Raw genomic sequence first — 22,591 nt, 5'->3', positions numbered from 1 at the left:
AGGGGAGCAATTATTTATCCAGCGATAATATAACTCCTAAGGTCATTACCCGGGGCAACAGCTCGCGCTCGCGTGTTTGCCAGCCGTTCAACTTGCTGCGGTACTCGTAGAGCAAAATCAAAGAAGGTGTCTTCAATACAGCGCCAGTAGCTAAGCCCCATGTCGAGCAGGACATAATGCTGACTGCCATCGCTGAAGGTGACTGTCAGTTCTCGTCCATGCTCCGTACTCTGGTTATCCCCCGTTAACCAGCTAATTGCTCCCAGCCACGCTGGCCCCAGATATCCTTCTTCAAGTAAAGTGGTCACAACCTGCTGACGATCTTCCTCATTAAGCCACGCGTTATAGAGAGCGTCGTGTTGGCGAGAGTTGTAATCCAATTTTTTGACGCAAACAGTGAGGCTGGCGCGTTCCGCCATTCCCTGTTCAACCAGCTCAGTTAAGATTTCACCTAACAAACGCGCCGTGAATGGGCTATTAAGATAACGATCGCTGTACTCAACATGCGTTATCTCTTTGTGGCGGGTAAATGCCTGCTTCCAGCCAGCGTGCTGTTGCGTGACTAACGACCAGAAACGCGAACCAAAACCTTCCAGCGGCCCGTCCAGTTGTTCGCAGAGATTGATGCGCACCGCCCCGGTGGGTAAGGCGGGCAGTAAATCTTCTGCACTTAAGATCTGACCCAAGAAGGTTTTTCCGGACGTTCCTTTAAGTGTCACTACTGGTGAAGACGCACTTTGTCCCCATAATTCACCAGGTGCAACGGTAGCGCTGTCGTCTGCGGCCCACTGTTGGCTTTGCCCTTCGCGAGTCACCTGCGCAAGCCAGCGTCCCTTTCCTTGCATGAGTTGCGCAGTGGCAATGGATTTCACTTGTAAGCGTCCTCCCGGCATCGCCGCCAACGCGGAAAGCTGATGTCTGGAGCTATCAGTTAAGTTTGCCAACGGCGTGGCCACCAGCAACTCAACATGCCCACCGGAGGAGGCAAACTGGAGCAACTCTTTAAATAATGGCCATTGGGCAAAATCCCACTGTTCCTGCGGCCCCGCAAGAACCAGCGAGCAGGAGTCATAAATCTCGCTGTTCAGGCATTGCGCAATACGTAAACTCAGCGGGTTAGTTTCAACCCGGCTACCATCGCCGAAGTACTGATATTCTGGCGCGAGGTTAAGTCGCTGCAACCGTACATTGGTAAGCAGGGTTAATGCATGGTGACGATCTAATCTGTTGACATAATGCTGACTGTCGTAGCTGAGCAAGCAGTGGTGACAGAATTTATCGCAACTGCAATCGAGCAATTTTCTGGCGTAATTAAAGACATCAGCCCAATGGTCGATCAATTGCACTGCATAACCTGCACCACCCGCATTATTGTCGTAAATGAAGATGGAATATCCGGTATAGCCATTGATATCGCGCGCTTGCTGCGTCGTCACGCCCAGCTCAGTATTTTCGATACCCAATTTATGCGCTAACCCTTCACGCAAAGCGACCGCAAGGGATCGCGCGGCAACCTCATCACGGATCAACAGGCCATTATCATCATTGAGTTGCAGCTCAACCATATCTGTACGACTGCTATACCCCAACCACAGATCTTTATGCACATGACCGTGGCACAATTTATTGCTCCCCTGACGATCGTTACTGCCCCCTCGCAACAGGTAATGCGTATTTTCCCTCTCTGGGTTCTTAAGATTTTCAGGGGTACGCTGGGGTTGATTTTGAGATTCTGCCCGACCACATGAGAGGCAAATTGCGTAGCCGTGCCCAAATTCCCCTTCACTGAAGTGGAACAATTCCCCACTATGGCTAAAACGGTAACGTCCTAGCCCAGCATCGGGTAAAGAAACCCACACCGAAGACGGTACAAGAACACGTGGATCTTTCCAGGGAAGTTGTGCAGGCATGGATACATCATTATGCGCCTGATAACGGATATCTGTCGCAAAACCAACAGGCTGTAAATAACGCTTCACATCAAGTTGCTGTATATCCGCTTTGCAGTGACTACATTCGACAGGACGGGTAGTACTGGTTGCCCCCGCACCACATTTACGACAATGCCAGAACCACGGAATATGATGATCGCCTGACAGCTCCTGCCCGCTGGCAAGTACCTTGCCAAGCATAATGCCCGAGGAACGATATACTTTTCCGCCCAATACCACATCTGCACCTGGAGCATACTCGCGTAATGCTGTAGGCAAATCACGGCTGGGCAATTTTTCAATACGACGAGAAAAGCTTTCTCCCCCTTCATTAGGGTCAGCCTGAGTGGCTTTTATTGCGCGACGTTTTTCCAGCTCATCTGCCGTCAGATAATTGAAATTGACGACGCCAACCGGGAAACCATGCCCCGGCAGGAACGCTTCACTAATGAGTTTAGAAAACAGATATGCACCGCGATAATCACGAAGCTGATAAGCGATGGCTTTACCTGCTGGCGTTTCTTCCCACGCGCTGTTATCCGCCTTCAACGCTTCGATATTTTCCAACAGTATCGCAAGTTGGCTTCTCCAGCGGATATCAACCTGCTGCATCATTGCTTGTGTGCGGGTCAAGAGCTGGGTTGCCGTCAATGACATCAGGACGGTTCCCTGAGTAAGGCGTTTAAGTTTATCCGCCAGCTGATCGGCCTGGTTATTTAACCAATGGAGAAAACGAAGACACTGGCTCTCATCACCTTCAAAGAACCATTTGCAACTCAGTTTTGTCGCATCAGGAACTTCAGCTCGTAAAAACAGACCTAAAACCAGGGCATTAACATGTCGTTGAACAATACTGCTGCTCCCAAAACGAACCCGTGGCGCACTGGCAGTAGTGTTGAACGCCCAGAGGGGGTCTTTGAATACCTCCATTCCATGCGCCGTGTTTTTACATAACGTAATGGCAGCAGATGCACTCTCTCCACGTCGACCCGCGCGGCCTGCACGCTGCAAATAATTTGCCGGAGCTGGAGGAACGTTGTTCATTGCCACCAAACTCATACCACCAATGTCCACCCCCATCTCCATGGTCGTGGAGCAGTTCAGCACATTAACTTTGCCTGACTTAAATTGTTTTTCATTAAACTGGTTCTGCTCAGGCGTTCTCTGCGCAGAGTGTTCCTCCAGACGATACCAGCTATCTTTCAGGGCCAGTCGGTCGCTGCGAGTAGACCATAATCCTTCCTCGCGGGCATGTTGAATCAGCGCATTACTTTCCAGCCACTCCAGACGTTCTTCTCGGGCGATTTCTCCACCACCAGACAAACGCCAGTGACGTACAGGAAGCTCAGGCATTTCAATCAACACTGCTTTTTCAGGTGCAATTTCTTTGCTACCCGGCAAATACGGAGAGTATCCCAGTAACGTGACGTCTAACGCACGTCGAGTATAGGGGCAACGCCACACTTGCTTTGGACTGTAAAATTCAGCTTGTTGTTTAATATCCAGCTGATAACCCGACTCAAACTGACGTAAGCAGGGTCGAATTGCATCCCAGACCTCAATCATTAAGTGGTTAACTAACGATTTCCAGTGAGCCTGCTCAGGTTGTATTGCCGGAAAGACTGCAATTAATAGCTTAATGACCCGGTTATAATGGCGATCGCGTATTTGTGGCCAAAGTTGATCACGTTTCTGCCCTTTGTTTTTTTTATCTGGACCCTGGAGCATTTTTACCGGGAAACGAGCCCCCATCCAGCGAGGGTATTGCTCGTTTTCGTAAAAAACGGCACTGTTTTCACGTATAAAGAAATCAAGAGTAATCTTCAATAAATTACGCCATTCCGCTAATTGCTTATCGGGATCGGGTAATAATGTCTTCCAGTCCTGCGGGCAGGTTGTAACTTTATCAATAAATGGATAGTGAATGGCTACCAGACCCAGACTTTCGAGGGTCCAGGCATTTTTAGGGCGGCGACCAAACTCACTGTATAAACAAAAATCTGCAAACTGTTGTTTAGTAAGATCAAGCCCAGACAATTCTTTAAAACTGCCTCTCATTCTATCGGCAAGGTCCACACTGCCAACCAGCTGTTCAGACAGTGTTTGCCATGACATGGTTTTCTTCTGCTGATTGCCAGAGTTAGCCTGGAGTATTTGCATCGCTTCAGCATGATCCGGGCTTAAGGAACTCACCATCGGCTCGATAATTTTAAGTGCCTGAATGTCCGCCGGGCTAAGCTCTTCATTAGCAACCATCGCTTTTTTCAGCGCGTCAATAGAGTTTTTTAAAGGAAGGATAGAAAACTGGGTAATAAAACTCTCTAACAATGCGCAGTGTGCCGGGCTGAGCTTTGCTGATGGCTCATTAATATTGGCCAACTCCTGGTAACAAAGAGCTCGCAACGTCGCTTTATCGGCATCCTGCTGTAAGCGGGCAGAAATGCGGGCAGTGCCCTGACGTGAATCCGTAAAGGTGAGCAGACGTCGACCATTAAACGGTCCTAACTGCTCTTCTCTTGTCTGCGGTAATGGTGAAAACTCCAGCAGAGTAGGAATAATTTCATTTAAAAAAAAGGGCGCGCCAAGTCGAAGCGGACGGAATAAAGGATTATTTTTTCGTTGGGTGTCACCACAGCAAACACAAGCAAAGGAATTATTACGTCCCTCACCTCGAGATTCCGGTCTTAACAGGTTTATTTCATAGTGCTTTTGCGCTTCACTATCAATTTTCCCCGCCGTCGTTTCTTCCAGAGAAATGATATATTTTTCACCATCGATCGCAATCAGACGATCAAATTGAGAGTTATTGTCTAATTCGTCGTTGTCTTCATCTTCAGAATAAACATCTACATCAAGAGCAAATTCATCCACTTCGGCAGCGGCGGGTTGCGCTACCAACCAGTTCGTTCCATCACCGCGCACCTCCTCTTTGGCAGACAAATAAGCTGAACCACACCCGGAGCAACGTAAAACTTCAAATACCGGCGCACCACAGTCACAATATTGGCGCTGCTCAAACCATACCTGACCAAATGGCCAGTCACTCTGATTTAATTCATGCGCTTTATGTGAGCATTGTTTGTTTGAACATGCCCATAGACCCGCCAGTGTTCTGATAAACCCATGCATACGTAATGGCGTAAAAGCCAGTTCACCTTCTCGCGATCTCGCCATTAGGTCGAGGAGTTGCAGTAACTCACGGTGATTAATATCTGGCCAGGTTCTTCTGGCAACATTGAGCAACTCACTCAAACGTACTGCCTGCCGTCCGGGATGAGTTAACGCCTGACGCAATTGCTGGGCCACACGGTAATGACAAAGCTGTTGGTAAAGATCCTGAGGGCTCAAAGATTTAAGAGAAGTTAAAGATGTGGGATATTCATGACGAATCAGCGACTCCGATACCCGCGGTATTTGTCGATAGCCGCGAACCACTTTGACATCACGTTCTGTAACGCCCGCGAGATCAGCGACAAATTTAGCAAGCTCCTTATTACCTTCAGGAGAGTCTTCACCAATAGTGGCAGAGGTCGCGATAATCTGCACAGGTTTATCTGTGCCCGGTCCAACATTGAAAGCCTGCATAACACGACGTAAAAGCAGCGCTAACTCAGCAGCCTGAGAACCAATATAACTATGGGCTTCATCCAGGACGATATACTTTAACATCCCCTGAGACTTTTCGATGATTGGGGCATCTTTACGACGAATCAGCATATATTCCAGCATGGTGGTATTCGTCACCATGATGGAAGGTGGTGCTTCGTAAATGGCTTCCCGACTCAAAGCTTGTTCAGGTACTTTCAACTGATCTTCCTGAACTTCGTATTTGGTATGCCGGGTTTCGCCATTATATAGCGCGAAGCGTATTTTCCCCTTAAATCCGCGCGTCCATTCGCGAAGCCGCTCCTGTTGGCTGTTAATTAATGCATTTAACGGATACAAGAAAATAGCTTGTGTCCCTGTTAGTGACTGACGGGTCGATTTTTGCTGACGAATAAGATCTTCCAGAACCGGTACCATAAAGCATTCTGTTTTCCCGGATCCCGTACCGCTGCTCACTAACAAGGATTTTTTGTCTTCCAGAATCGTTCGCCACGCCGTAAGTTGATGACGAAATGGCACCGGCGCTTTGCTCAATGCATCAACCAGCGGGCTGGAAATTAGCTTGTCCCGCAAATCCTCCATTGTTTCATCCGCAGGCATCCAGCCGAACGTGCTTTCGAATACCGGGTCTGCAAGCAGTGACCCCTCCTGACCGGGAGGCTGGAAATATTGTGATTCCAGATAATGAGTCAACGACTTGCTCCGCAATGCCAACTGACTTACCACCGACCTCACCGCGCGCTGATGAAGCTGATTTAGAAGTGGCGCATAATGCAGTTGCTGAACGTCCATCAATGACATACTCCTGCTTGTTCAAAATAATATTGATAGATTACCCCTAATTGCTGCGGGGCTTGCTGATAGTGGAATTCAAAAAGCGCAGACAGTTGATGTATCAAGTTATTATCTTTTTGGGTTAACAGCGCTGCGACTAACATCAAATTAAAACGTTTTTCAAGCCGTGAGTGATATTTATTTTTAATCCAAAGCTTATTAAAAACAGATTTTAACTCTGGAGTAATCGCACTAGACCAAAGTTCTTTAGGGAAGATACTGATACGCCCAAAGCTGTCGGGGTTCCTTAATAGCATCTGTTTAGCTTCATTAAACTGCTCACGACTAACAGTTGGCAAGACATTACAACCGGCTGGTAGGAGTTTGCTATATGTAAGTAACATATTCGCAATGGGAGCCAGACGACGATCGATATGTGCACGATGGTTCATAAAAGCAATAAAGGGTTGCAATATATGTAATGCTAATGTTTTATCGTTAATCTGTTTTTCCAGATAAGCCCAACACTTTTGAAAAACATCTTTCCAGATTGAAACGGGAATCCATCCCCATGAAAAGGGTAATTCTTCCTGTATATCATAAATCGTATCGCTATCACCAGAAAGACATGATGATATTAACAACTGAACAACTACGCGGTAATTACTCGAAATACCTCTGAACAAATCCAGATCCAGCAAGGATAAGCCATTATTCATTTTGTATTTCTTAATATACTCCGTTAATAAACAGCAATAATTTTGCAAAGGATTGTTATCTATTTCAAAAATTAGCTCATTAAAATATTTTTTTCGCTGTTCGGAATCCGCTTCGCATAGAGCATTAAGTAATAAATCATTTGTCTGTAATACAGGTAGCCCCCATTTAATTACTGGTGCAATGCGAGCTGTACCATCAAGTTTCCCCACAATTAACCATGGGCTATCCTGAACATTCAGAGCTGAAAGATCATAAGCAAATTCATCTTTTTTTAGCAACGATATGTGTAAGCCAGGATCCTTAAGAGAAATAGCATCAACAACCAGCTCGTCTATTCTATTTGCAGGAAAAACAACAGAATTTTTTATATCAACCAGTAACCCTTGATCGTGTTCAATAAAACTACCATCGTAGCGTTTAATACTGAGTGTTGCTTTATCCTTTCCAAATCTGTCAGAGTAAAAATCAACACATAATGTACTATTGCTGCTCCATGCACATGCCAGCATAGCATTTAGCAAATTATAGTTCTCATAAAGTGAAATTTGTTTTAATTTGTCATTGCATCCTGATAAAAGAGGAAGGTCGGCATGTAAATAACGGAATTTTTCAGCTACTGGATTTTCATCCAACAACTCGATATTAAGATATCCTCTTCCAGCACAAGATATGGTTAACAACTCAGCATCTATTCCATGCAAATGCGCTATAGATGCCACACCATCAAAATGAACAGAACCATCATGAGTTACAAATCGGCCACCGCTAACCGGCTTAGGTAATAATAGTTTAAGATTAGAACCATCTTTCCAGGAGACCCGTAAATCAACGGTATTTTCCAGCATCTCCGATGAATTATAATAAATAGCACACTCGTTTTGTGAATAATCGGACTTAAGTGTTACTTTTTCATTGTTTGAATATTTGTCAATTCTAGTATCCGTTATACCAGAAAGCATTATGATGCCTTGCTGAGCACTCTCAGGTATAATATTAATATCGAAGTCAGCTGGTAAAACTACAACTTTACCGCTAAATAAAACCTCATCATTAACTATTCGTCTGACTTCTATCTGTCCTTTTGGCATTTTTGATGCGACAGAATACCAGGCATTGTTACCTGAACGAATGGAACGCCAAAAAAGTTCTTTCTCCGGTACAATGCCATATTGCAGATCCTTTTTCCAACCGATCTTCGGCCAGGCTCGATGGACAGGATAATCCGATTTAACCAGTTCAACTTCTGTCGATTTAATATAATATTCAATCGCAGAATCATAAAGTTGCTGGGTGCGAATTGTACAAACTGCACCATCATGTAAAACAACGCTAAATACTCCACTTATTTTAGTTAAGCTGCGTTCACTGTTTTTCAGCAACCTTGGGATATCAAACTCACCTTCTCCACTAATATCTAAATGGCTATTTTTCGGTAGCGAAATAAACAGAGCATTTAGCCTGGAACTCACAGACCCCATACCGACAAGTTTTAGCTGCGATTCACTCTCATTCATCGCTTCAAAAACCCAGGGGAGTTCTTCAGTAAGTTCATAACCGCCTTTTGGAATTGTGTGGCCTAACAGAATTGGACCTTCATGAAGCGACAACGAGATTTCGGCCATTGCATCTGCACCAGAGAGCTTTTGCATCGCAATAGGTAATAACTCGACCCGCCAATCTTGCTGCTCATAACGGCTTAGCATTGCCAACCTTGCCCCGCCATTTCTCCATTTTCCTGAAATGATGAGTCGGGTCTGCTCCGGCTGAATATTGCATTCAAACAAAGAGGTTAACTGTTCTGTACGCATTGTGGCCGGGAATCGGAACCGGGCATCACAATACCAACTGTCATCAACATCGACCCAGATTCTTTCAACCTGAAGACTACTTGCACTGCGTATTTCAGAAGATTGAGAAAGTAATCGCCTTACAATCTCTGCAGCATTCGCTTCGGGGAGAACGAGTGGAAGTTGAAGGTGCCAGTCTGGAGAGAGCTTACGTAATGCAGAAACGGGATCACTGCTTTGAGGTGGATGCTCACTAAGTAATCGGCAGAGAGTCTCGCAGAATTCACCGGCTATTTCATAGACCAGTTCGTTTTGCATTGTGACAGGAATCGTATCGCCTAATTCTTGTGCAATTTTAGCGGCAGGATATTGAGATGCTTGCCCACGAAGCGCCTGATATATCCTTCTGAAATAGGTAATCAAATAACCGCTCTCATTTTCAATCATGCGGATAGGTAAACCACCTTCACAAGCCAGTGTATGCAGATAACCCGAAGCTTGCCCCAGGTTTCTTATCTTTCTTTTCCAGTAGCGAATGCCATCATTAACCAGCTTCTGTCGATGAACATACGGAACTTTCCAGTCAATAGAATCTAAAATTGTGTCCCATTTAGGGTGTCCGACCGTATGAGTCCGGCGGATAAACTCTGCGGCATATATGCTAAATAGAACATCGCTATAGGAAATGAATATCGTTCTTGGATAACTACGGGGGGCATATGTACGCAGTAGTTCTGCCAAACTTTCGTACTCTGTATCAGTACAACGGTAAGCATATAACGCCCGTCCATCAGCTCCGGATAATGAACGGCGACTAAAAAACATGTTAAGCCATTGCAAAAGTGGGTTAACTGGAGTTTTCACAAGCAACCTGCCTTCCTTTGATACAATTCGTAACAGGTTACTATCATCATAAAAAAGCTCAACCCGATGAACTCGCTAAAAATGAGACAAATCATTTATATCTCGAAAAAACTTGTTACAATCATGAGCGCTACACCGAACTTAACCATATAAATTATGTGTGTTTTGTTTATTTTTTAAACAATTACAACTATCCATTATTTACACAGGTATCAAAATGTTAGCGCAGCTTTTTGAGCAGTTGTTTCAATCGATAGACTCTACACTGATCACCAATATTTTCATCTGGGCTGTTATATTCGTATTTTTATCAGCGTGGTGGTGTGACAAAAAAAATATACATAGTAAGTTTAGAGAATATGCTCCAACCTTAATGGGGGCATTAGGTATTCTGGGTACTTTCATTGGTATTATTATTGGGTTACTCAATTTTAATACTGAAAGTATTGATACCAGCATCCCCGTATTATTAGGCGGCCTAAAAACAGCATTCATTACAAGCATTGTAGGTATGTTTTTTGCCATTTTATTTAATGGAATGGATGCTTTCTTTTTTGCCAATAAACGAAGTGCGTTAGCAGAAAATAACCCTGAATCTGTTACACCTGAACATATCTATCATGAATTAAAAGAGCAGAACCAGACTCTGACTAAATTAGTCTCGGGTATTAACGGTGATAGTGAAGGTTCTCTTATTGCTCAAATAAAATTACTACGTACTGAGATTAGCGATTCCTCGCAGGCACAATTAGCTAATCACACTCATTTCAGTAATAAGCTTTGGGAACAACTTGAACAATTTGCAGATCTAATGGCAAAAGGTGCTACAGAACAAATTATTGATGCTTTACGACAAGTCATTATTGATTTTAATGAAAATTTAACTGAACAGTTTGGTGAAAACTTTAAAGCACTTGATGCCTCTGTAAAAAAACTTGTTGAGTGGCAGGAAAATTATAAAACGCAAGTTGAGCTGATGTCAGAACAATATCAACAAAGTGTCGAGTCTCTGGTTGAAACAAAAACTGCGGTTGCCGGGATTTGGGAAGAATGTAAAGAAATTCCTCTGGCTATGTCTGAACTGCGTGAAGTGCTTCAGGTGAACCAACATCAAATCAGCGAACTCTCCCGCCATTTAGAAACCTTTGTCGCCATCCGCGATAAAGCTACAACCGTATTACCTGAAATACAGAACAAAATGGCTGAAGTGGGTGAACTGCTGAAATCCGGAGCTGCAAATGTTAGTGCATCTCTTGAGCAAACCAGCCAGCAAATACTTCTTAATGCAGATTCAATGCGCGTGGCCCTGGATGAAGGTACCGAAGGATTCAGACAATCGGTTACCCAAACACAACAAGCATTTGCCTCGATGGCACATGATGTCAGCAATTCCTCCGAAACTCTAACCAGCACGTTAGGTGAAACAATTACTGAAATGAAACAAAGTGGTGAAGAATTCCTGAAGTCACTAGAGTCGCACTCGAAAGAATTGCATAGAAATATGGAACAAAATACGACTAATGTAATTGATATGTTCAGTAAGACTGGTGAAAAGATTAACCATCAACTATCCAGTAATGCCGATAATATGTTTGATTCAATCCAGACATCATTTGATAAGGCAAGTGCAGGGCTGACTTCTCAAGTCAGAGAATCAATTGAAAAATTTGCTCTATCCATCAACGAGCAGTTACATGCTTTTGAGCAAGCAACTGAACGTGAGATGAACCGTGAAATGCAATCATTAGGTAATGCTCTGCTTTCAATCAGCAAAGGTTTTGTCGGTAACTATGAAAAACTTATTAAAGATTACCAAATAATTATGGGGCAGTTACAAGCATTAATTTCTGCTAATAAACATCGAGGGTAATCGATCATGGATAAGATTATAGGGAAACAATTACCTAAAAAAGATCAAGATAATGAACACTGGGTATCCATGTCAGACCTAATGGCAGGGCTGATGATGGTTTTTATGTTCATATCTATTGCTTATATGCACTACGTACGTATTGAAAAAGAAAAAATTAAAGAAGTTGCCGTAGCCTACGAGAATGCTCAGTTACAGCTTTATAATGCTCTGGATATTGAGTTTGCAAAGGATTTGCAAGACTGGGATGCAGAGATCGATAAGCAGACTCTGGAGGTTCGATTTAAATCACCGGATGTTTTATTTGGCTTAGGAAGCACAGAGCTTAAACCAAAGTTTAAACTCATTCTTGACGACTTCTTTCCTCGCTACCTAAAAGTTCTTGATAATTATCAAGAACATATTACTGAAGTCCGCATTGAAGGTCACACAAGTACTGACTGGACTGGAACAACGAATCCTGATATTGCTTATTTTAATAATATGGCACTATCACAAGGTCGTACACGTGCAGTATTACAATACGTTTATGATATAAAAAATATCGCGACACACCAACAATGGGTTAAAAGTAAATTTGCCGCAGTAGGTTATTCATCTGCACATCCCATTCTTGATAAAACCGGCAAGGAGGATCCTAATCGCTCTCGTCGTGTCACCTTCAAAGTTGTAACAAATGCCGAGTTGCAGATTAGAAAGATTATTCAGGAGTAAGAGATGAAATTATCTATCGACATTTCAGAACTTATTCAATTAGGGAAGAAAATGTTACCAGAAGGAGTCGATTTTTTTCTGGATGAATCCCCTATTGACTTTGATCCTATAGATATTGAGTTATCCACGGGTAAAGAAGTTAGTATCGAAGATCTTGACCCTGGTAGCGGGCTAATCTCTTATCATGGCCGCCAGGTTCTTTTATATATTAGGGACCATTCAGGGCGTTATGATGCGGCTATCATCGATGGCGAAAAAGGAAAACGTTTTCATATTGCCTGGTGCAGAACTCTTGATGAAATGCGCCATAAAAATCGATTTGAAAGGTATCATGCAACTAACCGCATAGATGGTTTATTCGAAATTGATGATGGTTCAGGCCGGAGCCAGGATGTTGATTTACGGGTATGTATGAATTGTCTGGAACGACTTAATTACAAAGGAAGTATTGATAAACAAAGGAAAAGAGAGATTTTTAAATCATTCTCATTAAATGAGTTTTTTTCAGATTATAGTACCTGTTTTCGTCATATGCCTAAGGGTATCTATGACAAAACAAATAGTGGGTATGTCGAAAACTGGAAAGATATATCAAAATCAATACGAGAAAAGGCCAAGTATACTTGTAATGATTGTGGTGTGAATTTATCAACCGCCAAAAACTTGTGCCATGTCCATCATAAAAATGGCATCAAATATGATAATCACCATGAAAACCTTCTTGTTCTGTGTAAGGATTGCCATCGTAAACAGCCCCTCCATGAAGGTATATTCGTTACCCAAGCTGAGATGGCTATCATTCAACGTTTACGTTCCCAACAAGGGTTATTAAAAGCCGAATCCTGGAATGAAATATATGACCTGACTGATCCATCAGTACATGGTGATATTAATATGATGCAACATAAAGGCTTTCAACCTCCTGTTCCTGGGTTAGATCTTCAAAACTCAGAACATGAAATTATTGCAACCGTAGAAGCAGCATGGCCAGGCCTTAAAATTGCAGTTAACCTTACTCCCGCCGAAGTCGAAGGATGGAGAATATATACCGTGGGTGAGCTGGTTAAAGAAATACAAACAGGAGCCTTTACGTCAGCAACGTTGTAAATTCCGAAACTCCGTGAAAGTTAAGACTTTCACGGAAGATAAATAAAATTTTCCTGATTTGTGACTCAAATTACAAAAGTCGTTTATGGCATAACTTGTCTGTTTTTTTGGTGTAATAGGTATAAAGGCATATGCTATGGTTAGCCTTATATTTAAAACTTTCCTCATACGGGTGAAGGTTAAAGCTTGGTAGATAGGTTACAGTCACAATGAATAAAGCAATAACGGTGCTTGCTATAATGATGGCTTCATTTTCCGTAAATGCGTATGTATTACCGGAAACGCCTGTGCCATTTAAAAGTGGTACCGGAGAAATTGATAACAACACTGTCTACATTGGTTTAGGTAGCGCAGGTACGGCATGGTACAAGCTGGAGAAACAGACCAAAGATAAAAAAATGGACAGCGTTAGCTGCATTTCCTGGTGGACCGAGAGATCAAGCAACCTCTGCATTTATTGATGGCAATCTGTATGTGTTTGGCGGCATTGGCAAAAACAGCGAGGGCTTGACTCAGGTATTTAATGACGTACACAAATACAACCCCAAAACCAATAGCTGGGTTAAATTGATGTCGCACGCGCCGATGGGCATGGCGGGTCATGTGACATTTGTACACAACGGCAAGGCTTATGTTACTGGCGGTGTTAACCAGAATATCTTCAACGGCTATTTTGAAGATCTTAACGAAGCTGGAAAAGATTCAACATACCGAACGCCGGAGAACTGGACGACGACACCACGAAGCAGTCATTTCAGTCGGGGGATGATTGTAGACAAATTTGTTGACGCTATTTTGCGGTTTTGGCGTGAAGGGTGAGCATTCATTAATTTGCATCCATCAACGCTTTTAACTGCTCCGGCGAAAACGGTGGTTTGCGTCGGTGCAACATCGCATGGCAATTAGGGCACACAGGAAGCAAATCATTAACTGGATCCAGCTGGTAATCCTCTTTAATGGCTGAAAGCGGCACCAGGTGATGCATATGGATAAAACCCTCAGCGATATCGCCATAGATCTTCACCAGATCAACGCCGCATACGTTGCACTGGCATCCATGATGTTCGACCGCTTTATCTCGGGCCTTTTTATCGCGTTCATAGCGGTTTACTGTCACCTTTATCGCCGCACCTTCAACGTATGTCTCCTGCGACGGCAACTCATCCGGGAACAGAACGTCGGCTATGGGAGCCGCAGCGGCTTTATCCTGATGAATATGAAATCCCTGCTCTATGAGTAGTTTGACGCATTTAGATTTTATTCCGCCGGTGAAATCCGCAGGGGTAAATTGCGTCCCCGTCATCAATGTCGCTGCGATGCCAGCAATCGCCTTCGAGGGGTAACGTCGGCCATGATATTCAATCTTATACAACCGCGCAGGCTGGAACTGATGAGTTTCTCCCGCATCCCATAAATGGATAGCTTCGATGATATACCGCCGCGGAAGATGATCGGGGAGTTTATTCATGGAGAATGTCCTTATACGTTCTCAGAACAGGCAGCAAAAAAACAAATGAGATCAAGGTAATATATCTTCACTTGCAGGCTTGAACAGCAGAAAATTTGCGAGCATGATCGCAACTATTTCACTGCCAGGGATATCAATGGCTTCCAGTAAATCGCTACAGCAGGCAATCGCCAATATAAAAATCTGGCACAAGGGTGAACAGCGCGCGCCGCATAAACCATTGTTACTGCTATACGTATTAGCGGGATACCTGAATGGGCATCCGCGCCTTTTCGATTATGGATTGGAAATCTACGAACCTCTGCACAATTTACTGGAACGTTTTGGGCCACAGCGTTCACAGTACCGACCTGATATGCCGTTCTGGCGATTACAAGGCGACGGATTCTGGCAATTACACAATGCCGAGCTTTGCTCAACAGCAGGGAGCAGCCGACAACCGCCAGTGAAGGAACTGAACGAATACCACGTTGCAGGCGGTTTCGATGAACAGCACTACGCCCTGGTAACCGGCAATAAAAAACTCATCAATACTCTGGCGCAACAGATACTCGAAGCGCACTTCACCGAGAGTATTCAGGAGGAAATTGCTGACGAGCTGGGTTTTGATCTCCAGCAAATCCGTAAACAGCGTGACCCGTTATTTCGCAAAAATGTATTACGCGCTTATAACTACCAGTGCGCGATATGTGGCTTTAATATGCGCCACGACGACACCACCGTCGCGCTGGAAGCGGCGCATATAAAATGGAAACAGCACGGCGGTCCTTGTGAAATTCCTAATGGCCTGGCGCTTTGCGCAATTCACCATAAAGCCTTTGATAAAGGATCGATTGGCCTGGATGAAAATATGCGGGTACTGGTCTCGGATGCGGTAAACGGCGGAGGGATCGTTGAGAGATTATTCTGGGATTTTGATGGGAAAACTATTGCGTTGCCACAGGTGCGTAAAAATTACCCTTTTGAGGGGTTTGTGGAGTGGCATCGAAAAGAGGTTTTTAGGGGGTGAGGTTGATAACTATCGCGTCCCTATAATCTTGCCATCTCGTGCATTGAGATGTTAAAAGCTACAAATGTTCTCCCTATTTTTCAATGTAGACATTTATAGCAATATCAAAATTTATTGTTCAGCTTTTTCAACAACAAAACCATTTTGCCGTACAAACTCAATCAAGAGTTCAATATTAACAATGCCCCATTGATTAGAAATAGCAACAATTTCACCAGAGGGAAGTGTAATCAACGCATCTTCATTAATATGATAGCAACTTTTTTGCTTCTCTGGTATCTGATCGATAAGCATAACCGTACGTTTTTTAAAGTCATCACTTAATCCATTTATTAAATCATTATAACTTGCAGGATTAAATTGTCTTATCCAATCACGTAATAATTCAAGCGCTAATTTACGTTTATTAAGTTCTTTATCTTTATATATATACCACGTATAGTCCTTCTCTTTTTTCTGACTGCTAATTAGCTGTTCATCACGTTTTTCACGAAATTTAACTTGATATTCTTCCAATTCAGGAACCGGTATGATTTGCTCTGCATTGATTAGAACATCATCATTAAATCTATAAGGCGTCAGACGAACACATCGAATGTCTACCCCCTTATCTCTTAACCAAATCGCAGTGGTAGTCAGTTCCTTGCTAAAATCCGATGATGCCAAAACAATTCTGATATCTTTTCCGAAATCAACAAGCTCAGTTTCATCCAATTCAACAAATTCAAGTATTTTTTCTTTCGCATCGGCATCGCAGTTTTGTTTTTTCAAATACGTCTGGAAATATTCACATGCTTTCGCAAAACTCATTGTGGAAATCATCGCCGCATATCGTAGTGCCTGTAACTCCATATGCGCCCCCGTTTCATCACGTTTTAATTCGATAACCACTAAATTTGCCTGTTTATCGATTGCCAATAAATCAATTCGCCGACGGCTATCTTCCCAGTCAGAAAACTCTTCGGAAATCACCAGACAATCAGGAGCAATAATATCTATATTTTTTTTGATTGCTTCCTGTAAATCATAACGTTCCTGTAATCCTTCCAGAGTAAAGGTCGTTTTTTCTAAAGCATGTAGTTCTTTATTTACGATATTGTACAGCGCCACGTTTATCTTCCTTTTTTAACTGATTTTACAGGAACTTTAACACAGTAAAAATTTTATTTCCTGAGCTGTAATCGATTAAGCTGATGCATTCAATGGGAATGATATCACCTAAAAAGCACATTATGACTATATAAATAAACCTAAAGAAGCCACACCTTCTTGGGGTAGACGCTGGTGGATCGCCAGAAGAGTCTTCATTTCTCGTAAAACAAACTTTGGCATCCAGCCACACTGTAACTCGAAATCAAACCGTTCGTTGTTGGCGTTCCCTTCCGCTGTCATCAGGCCATTTAAGATCAGTTTATTATAAAGCCATTCATCTAAATGCAAGCTGATACCGTAATCATTAAGCAACTTACAACGCAACTGATGAGCGATTTTTAAGCCCGCAACATCCAGATCGCCAAAATAAAGTAGTTGTTCTACCTGTTCGACCTCAAGGAGTTGTGACACGCATTCCGCCTGACCGGAAACTTTGTTACCTGCGCCATAAATGACCAGTGACCAGCGAGTCTGTGCTCGATTAAGTTGGCATAGCCGATAATACACATCGGAGTTTTCAACAATGATAGCCGGAAGATCATGGCAACGAGATGACTCATACGGTAAAGGCGGCGCACGTCGAAACGCGCCCATATCAGCCAAAGTCAGAGTGACATGCTTCCAGCCATCAGGTGGCAAGGAGTCCAGAGCTTTTTCGTCACCAAATATAAGCAGAGACCGCTCACGATGTCCAAGCAAGCCCGGGAATAGCGACTTGTCGCCCCCGGTTTGGCGAAAAAGATATGTATTCAACTGTTGTAAGCGTGCCTTGATTGGCTGGGTAAGTTGTCCTGTAATACGTCGGGCCAACCAGGGATGCCAGGCTATTTCTGATGTTGTCTTCGTAGGAACGATGGCACCTTCGTAAACAAAAGTACTTGGCAGGCTCATACCCCGCCAGTAGCGCTGCCAACTCGCTTTGTGCTTAGGCTGAGCCCGCCAGTCCCTCTCAAGCAGTTGTGTAACAGCCTGACTCAGCAAATCAGGCACCTCCTGGCTCAAGGCCTCCTGGTTGTGTGCGCGTAATACCTCATCCAGCACCGCATTAGCTTTCACTGTACGCGCGGCCTTACCAGCGGCAAGACGATGTTTATTGGCTGTCGACTCCAGTCGGGATAGCCAGATCATTACGCTACTCATCTCATATCAACCTTAAATGACTGGATCGAACTGTGGCTTAGCAGCCAGAGAAGCCGCCCACAGGGCATGGCGTTCTTTATCAACGGTTACCAAATCGCGCCGCCTCAGTTTTTGAACTTTATTCAGGAAGAGATGGTTATCAAACATTGATTGGGCGTTTTCATCCGAAATACCAGTCAGGTAGATGAGCTGGATTTTATAGGCTTTGGCCATTTGGGTTTGAATGCGCATTAGATCATTGGCATTCGATTTACCCAGCGGGTTATCGGCTAACAAGAATCCTGCACTTGAAATACCCGTATCGTACTCTCGTACTTTACCAACCGTCACAAACAGTAAAAAGGCAGATGTAAGGCGCTGTCCACCCGAACCTTCAAGTCGGGTGACAGGAGTCCATTGTGGACGGCTGGCATTCGTCTTCAGCAAACGCACCTCCAGTTCCCCTTCGCCAAATACCGACTGAACCAAATCAGCTGTCAAGGCGTCCCGATTGGGCGCTCGGGGTATCTGTCCCCTGGCTATCCACTGCTGCAAGCGGCTGCTGGCAAAACCCCTGAGATCAGCGGCAACATCATTCAACCGGTCGGTCATTTTAATAATGGGCCGACCAGGCAGTACGGGGCAATCCTCAGGAATTTTGACCGACATCGCGCGCCTGAGAAGCTTAATCGCCCCTTCCAGATGAGCAGTCAGATGGGTGACAGTCAGATCAATCGAACGTTGGAATTGCTCGAGGCTGTCCTGCACAGCTTCGAATACCTGCGAGATCCCTGTACCGACCCTCTCCAAATCGCCCAGCACTTCATGATAAGTTGCGATTGAGTCCAACTGCCGTAAGTATTCCTGACTGGCTCGGGCGTCTGGATCCTTGGCCAACTCTTCTTCGATGCGTTTGCGGAATTTTCCCCAGACCGTAGAGACGCGCATATTTTGCTGTTTTAGCGTTTCATTTAAACCGGCATACACTTGGCATTGTGCAGCCAGATCGTCAGCATATTCTGTGATGCTCAGGATCCTACCAGGTAGACCTGCGGCAGAGCTCGGCGTAATGGGCTGGATCATCGCTTGAGCTGTTTTGGCGTTCTGTAGCCGCTCTTTCACATTTTCAATCTTTCTCAACAGCAGTGTCTTTTGTTCCAGTAGGAACTTGATCTGGTGTTCAATCGCATAAAGGTTATTGACGATTTCAGCCAGAGACGTTTGGATTGCCTCTATCTCAATGGGCTTCTCTTCCCAGACAAAATCCTCGTCAAGTGCTTTACTAGCCTCCTCACAGCTTTGGGAAAATTTTTGCAGAGTTACCTGAGAGCTAATTAGATTTTGCGTGAATTGCTTTTGCTGTTCTTTGAGGCGTACGATGCTGTTATTAATTACCGTTAGCTCATTGATGGCCGCAGCTTTTACCTCATCCGGATATGTATTGTAGGTGGGTTGAGCGGTCAAACGATCAGAGGCGTAACGTTGTACCTGTTCAGCATCTTTCAGTTGTTGCTTGAGAACGGTCACTTGATCACCGTTGGCTGCTTCGAGCAATTTTTTGTGCGCCTGAGCAGCCATCTCATGGGCATATTCAGGGCTTCGTCCTTCCATACCTTCAGTCGCCGTAATCTCTGAATAGAACGGTTCGTTACACAGATTACTCCAGCTACCTATCTGGATAATTAAAAGGGTTTTCTCGGAGCGTTTGTTCTTCTCGAGCTCGCTCAGCCGTTCCAGCCTCTCTCTCTGGGTGTAAAGAGTGTTCTTGCTTCGCTGAATCTGTGCAGCTAACTGCTCCAGTTTCATTATCGCCGTTTCACGCTTCGCCCATTCTTTTTCTACAAAAAGACTCACTTTATCATGTGCTTTTTCTGCCTGAATTTTCTGCTGTTGGGCGTTGTTTAAACGCACCTGGACATCTCTCTTCTCGTCACGCAGTGTTTGCTCATCATGCTCAGCTTGCTTAAGTGCTGCATCAGCATTTTCCAGTATTAATAGAGCCAGCTCCCGTTGGTCAAGCAGTCCCGCCCAATGCTTACCATACTGTTCGTAATGCCGACTCCAGTCATTCCTGAAAGATTCCAGTACTTTAAGGGCGCTCTCCGTAGCCTTCACACTGACTTCCTGCGACGCTACAGTATTCTCCAGGTCTTGCAGCCGGGTTTCGTAAGCGGCCTGGCTATATCCGTGCTTATCGGGGTTTGAGAGGACAACCTGTACTAATTCAGACGTTTCTCGGCGGAGATCTTGTGCTTCATCCAGCAAGTAAATAGCAATAGGTGCCTTCTTCCAGGGTAGGATCTCACTAATTTTATGGACCTGTTCAAACGTTACATTGTCGAGTGCGACCAGACTCAGGTAGCGGCCAGGGTTCTGATCGATCACCGCTGCAATCTTTTGTGCATCATCGTTGTAAGCAGAGGCCAAATAGTGTGGAAATGTCCATAGCTTATCCCGTGCAATGCCCGCAGCATAAAACGCTTCAAGTGCCTCATTGACCTGCTTAGCAACCAGTTCATGTCCCGTCACCCTCAACTCGTCCAGTTCGTGCCGGGCTTGCAGTAAACGCTCTTTCATTCCATTCAGCGTTTGAGCGTTCGCATTCAATACTTTGTCGAGCTGCAATCCACACAGCTCGCTGTGCCAACTCGTGTCTTCAATATCCAGATCATGTCGCGTTGACGTTGGCAGTTTTTGATAGTTTTTTGCTAAAACTAAAGCACTATCCACAGCCGACTGGTGTTTTTGTTCAGCCAGAATGAGTTTTTGCTGGGCCTCACTTTTCTCAATTGATGCCTCCCGCACAACATTCAGCTGTGCTTCCAGCGCCTGCTCTTTCTGATGAAGAATTGTATTAGCCAGTTCTTCACTCTGCTTTGCATCGCGTAAGGTTAATTCCAGTCGGTATTGGGCTGCTACTGGTGTTTCATCCTTCTGGATCAACCCAGCTTCACATAATTCATTCCGTTGCGATTCGCCCTGAAATTTGTCTCTTTTATATCCGTCACGCTCCGTTTCCAGACCACCCAACGTCTTTTGTATTTTATCGTATGACTGTCTGAGGACATGGCTTTCCCTGTCCATCTGCCCTAATTCTTCCTCAAGCGTAGCCTCCTGCTGGCGATGTCTGTCGATTGCCCACTCTAATGTGCCCAAGGCTTCGCCAGCAGTACGCTCGAAAATCACCTGTAGCGGCCTTTCCGTTTCACTTTGGAATACCTTCAGATCTTCATCTGCCTGGCGGTACTCATTCAGGGCCTTAGCATAGGCTTTGTAGTCTATAGCAGCGTGAGTAATCTCAATCTGGCGCTGATTGGTATCGGCCTCGTCTTGAAGCGCATCGACTATCGCTTTTTGTTTGTTGAACCGATGCTGCACGAGATCATATTCAAGCAGTGCTCTGCGCTTACCTAACTGCTCACGCAGAGACATCGCCTGGCCAATATGCGTTTGCAAACTATCCATGTTATCTTCAAGCTGTGTCTGTTCAACCTGAGCATCCCCGACAAAGGCTGCGAGATCGCGCATTGCTTCTCGGAAGCCATCATCCAGCAGTTGCTGCTGTGCCTGGATGCTTTCCAGCTGTTTAGCCGGATCAAGAAACGCCAGCCAGTTAGCCAGCACATCCTTCAGGAAGGACTCGTTACGACGAATCCCCTCTAACTCTCCCTGACGTTCAACTTCATGCGCTACCAGTTCCCGCAGCCGCTCAGCCGCATCTTTAGACATGGTGCAGGCGAAGAACGCGCCAAGGAAATCATGTTCAGTTTTGTATTCGATAAAACGGGTCAGGCCACCTTCTTCGGAGTTGAAGGTCACCATTGTTTTGATAAGATCAACGTTAATTTGTTGTTCCAGTAAAAATGCGCGCCACTCGTTCTGTCTGGTGGTTTTACGCCAATGCATACCGCCTTCACTACCGGCCTTGAGATTAAGCCAGCTATCAAAACTGCGCAGGCTATTGGCATAGGGGCGCAGCTCAGAATTGCGTTCCGCGCGGGAATAAGAAGGGACTTCATCAAACGGCGCGCCCATCAGGGAGTCGGGCGCATCACAAATAAACAGTGTGCGGTCAACATCATCTCCATTACGCTGATGAGCATGTCCTAGTAATAACGTTTGTCCTGATTCATTGACCATCTCAACCAAAACAACAGAGAGTTCTTTATAGAAGTAATTGCGGTAGTGGTATTCACTCTGGCGATGATTTGCCAGATATTGGGTGAAGTCACTAACGGACGGCTCAAAAATCGATAACAGCAGCGCGATGTAGGTCGACTTACCACCCCCATTCACAAGCTGCTGATAAGTACTGGTCACCACCTTCGCATTCCTGACGGGCGAGCGCAGGCCTTCAACAACAGGGCTACTGACCGCTTGAGACAGGCCAATATAGTCCAGTGTGAGGTCCTTGTAGAAAGCTTCTTCATGGCCTGCACCATCCATATAAACCCGTTTAATCAGCCACAT

The 22,591-nt window shown here is 44.6% G+C and carries 10 protein-coding genes and 2 pseudogenes; 6 read left to right on the top strand and 6 right to left on the bottom strand.

Annotated features, from left to right (window positions below):
• Positions 1–14: 14 nt before the first annotated feature.
• Positions 15–6,329, bottom strand: coding sequence for a DEAD/DEAH box helicase (locus ACJHWR_RS16655; RefSeq protein ID WP_000383119.1), 6,315 nt, complete (start codon positions 6,327–6,329; stop codon positions 15–17).
• The gene (locus tag ACJHWR_RS16650; protein WP_000960569.1) at positions 6,329–9,688 is read right to left on the bottom strand and encodes an STY4851/ECs_5259 family protein; all 3,360 of its coding nucleotides are present in this window, start codon (positions 9,686–9,688) and stop codon (positions 6,329–6,331) included. Before ACJHWR_RS16650 ends, ACJHWR_RS16655 begins: the two co-directional genes overlap by 1 nt.
• Positions 9,689–9,899: 211 nt before the next feature.
• On the opposite strand from ACJHWR_RS16650, the gene zorA2 reads away from it, so the two are divergent.
• From zorA2 to ACJHWR_RS16625, 5 genes and pseudogenes are all read left to right on the top strand, one after another.
• Positions 9,900–11,552, top strand: coding sequence for a type II Zorya anti-phage system protein ZorA2 (gene zorA2 / locus ACJHWR_RS16645; RefSeq protein ID WP_000880882.1), 1,653 nt, complete (start codon positions 9,900–9,902; stop codon positions 11,550–11,552).
• Between the two features lie 6 nt (positions 11,553–11,558).
• A complete protein-coding gene (zorB2, locus tag ACJHWR_RS16640; protein ID WP_000357807.1) occupies positions 11,559–12,266 on the top strand; it encodes a type II Zorya anti-phage system protein ZorB2 in 708 nt (235 codons plus the stop codon).
• A gap of 3 nt (positions 12,267–12,269) precedes the next feature.
• Positions 12,270–13,373, top strand: a complete 1,104-nt coding sequence (zorE, locus tag ACJHWR_RS16635) for a type II Zorya anti-phage system protein ZorE (RefSeq protein ID WP_000777273.1) — start codon at positions 12,270–12,272, stop codon at positions 13,371–13,373.
• 209 nt (positions 13,374–13,582) lie between these two features.
• Positions 13,583–14,081, top strand: a pseudogene (locus ACJHWR_RS16630) (kelch repeat-containing protein); the annotation flags it as partial.
• A pseudogene (locus tag ACJHWR_RS16625) lies at positions 14,076–14,192 on the top strand (sialate O-acetylesterase); the annotation flags it as partial. The pseudogenes ACJHWR_RS16630 and ACJHWR_RS16625, both read left to right, overlap by 6 nt.
• A gap of 7 nt (positions 14,193–14,199) precedes the next feature.
• Here ACJHWR_RS16625 and ACJHWR_RS16620 read toward each other — a convergent pair.
• A complete protein-coding gene (locus ACJHWR_RS16620) occupies positions 14,200–14,841 on the bottom strand; it encodes an HNH endonuclease (RefSeq protein ID WP_001037975.1) in 642 nt (213 codons plus the stop codon).
• A 136-nt stretch (positions 14,842–14,977) separates the two neighbouring features.
• Between ACJHWR_RS16620 and ACJHWR_RS16615 the strand changes: the two genes are divergently transcribed.
• Positions 14,978–15,850: a phosphorothioated DNA-binding restriction endonuclease gene (locus ACJHWR_RS16615; RefSeq protein ID WP_000168557.1), complete on the top strand. Its 873-nt coding sequence runs from the start codon at positions 14,978–14,980 to the stop codon at positions 15,848–15,850.
• A 111-nt stretch (positions 15,851–15,961) separates the two neighbouring features.
• Here ACJHWR_RS16615 and ACJHWR_RS16610 read toward each other — a convergent pair whose 3' ends face one another.
• From ACJHWR_RS16610 to ACJHWR_RS16600, 3 genes are all read right to left on the bottom strand, one after another.
• Entirely contained in the window at positions 15,962–16,960 is a 999-nt protein-coding gene (locus tag ACJHWR_RS16610) for a hypothetical protein (RefSeq protein ID WP_001240364.1), read from the bottom strand.
• Positions 16,961–17,086: 126 nt separating this feature from the next.
• Positions 17,087–18,130 (bottom strand): Wadjet anti-phage system protein JetD domain-containing protein, encoded by a 1,044-nt coding sequence (locus ACJHWR_RS16605; RefSeq protein ID WP_001558458.1) that lies wholly within the window; start codon positions 18,128–18,130, stop codon positions 17,087–17,089.
• 24 nt (positions 18,131–18,154) lie between these two features.
• Positions 18,155–22,591: a hypothetical protein gene (locus tag ACJHWR_RS16600; protein WP_000266251.1), complete on the bottom strand. Its 4,437-nt coding sequence runs from the start codon at positions 22,589–22,591 to the stop codon at positions 18,155–18,157.

It is taken from the genome of Escherichia sp. WS568, from assembly GCF_046486085.1.
GTDB classification, from domain to species: Bacteria; Pseudomonadota; Gammaproteobacteria; order Enterobacterales; family Enterobacteriaceae; genus Escherichia; species Escherichia coli.
The sequence above is the reverse complement of the archived record's forward strand: the minus strand, read 5'-3'. Positions and strand labels throughout refer to the sequence as shown.

Coding starts and splice junctions, on each gene's coding strand:
- ACJHWR_RS16605 (WP_001558458.1), bottom strand. CDS start 18,130: ATGATCTGGCTATCCCGACTGGAGTCGACAGCCAATAAACATCGTCTT.
- zorE (WP_000777273.1), top strand. CDS start 12,270: ATGAAATTATCTATCGACATTTCAGAACTTATTCAATTAGGGAAGAAA.
- ACJHWR_RS16615 (WP_000168557.1), top strand. CDS start 14,978: ATGGCTTCCAGTAAATCGCTACAGCAGGCAATCGCCAATATAAAAATC.
- zorA2 (WP_000880882.1), top strand. CDS start 9,900: ATGTTAGCGCAGCTTTTTGAGCAGTTGTTTCAATCGATAGACTCTACA.
- ACJHWR_RS16620 (WP_001037975.1), bottom strand. CDS start 14,841: ATGAATAAACTCCCCGATCATCTTCCGCGGCGGTATATCATCGAAGCT.
- ACJHWR_RS16655 (WP_000383119.1), bottom strand. CDS start 6,329: ATGGACGTTCAGCAACTGCATTATGCGCCACTTCTAAATCAGCTTCAT.
- ACJHWR_RS16600 (WP_000266251.1), bottom strand. CDS start 22,591: ATGTGGCTGATTAAACGGGTTTATATGGATGGTGCAGGCCATGAAGAA.
- zorB2 (WP_000357807.1), top strand. CDS start 11,559: ATGGATAAGATTATAGGGAAACAATTACCTAAAAAAGATCAAGATAAT.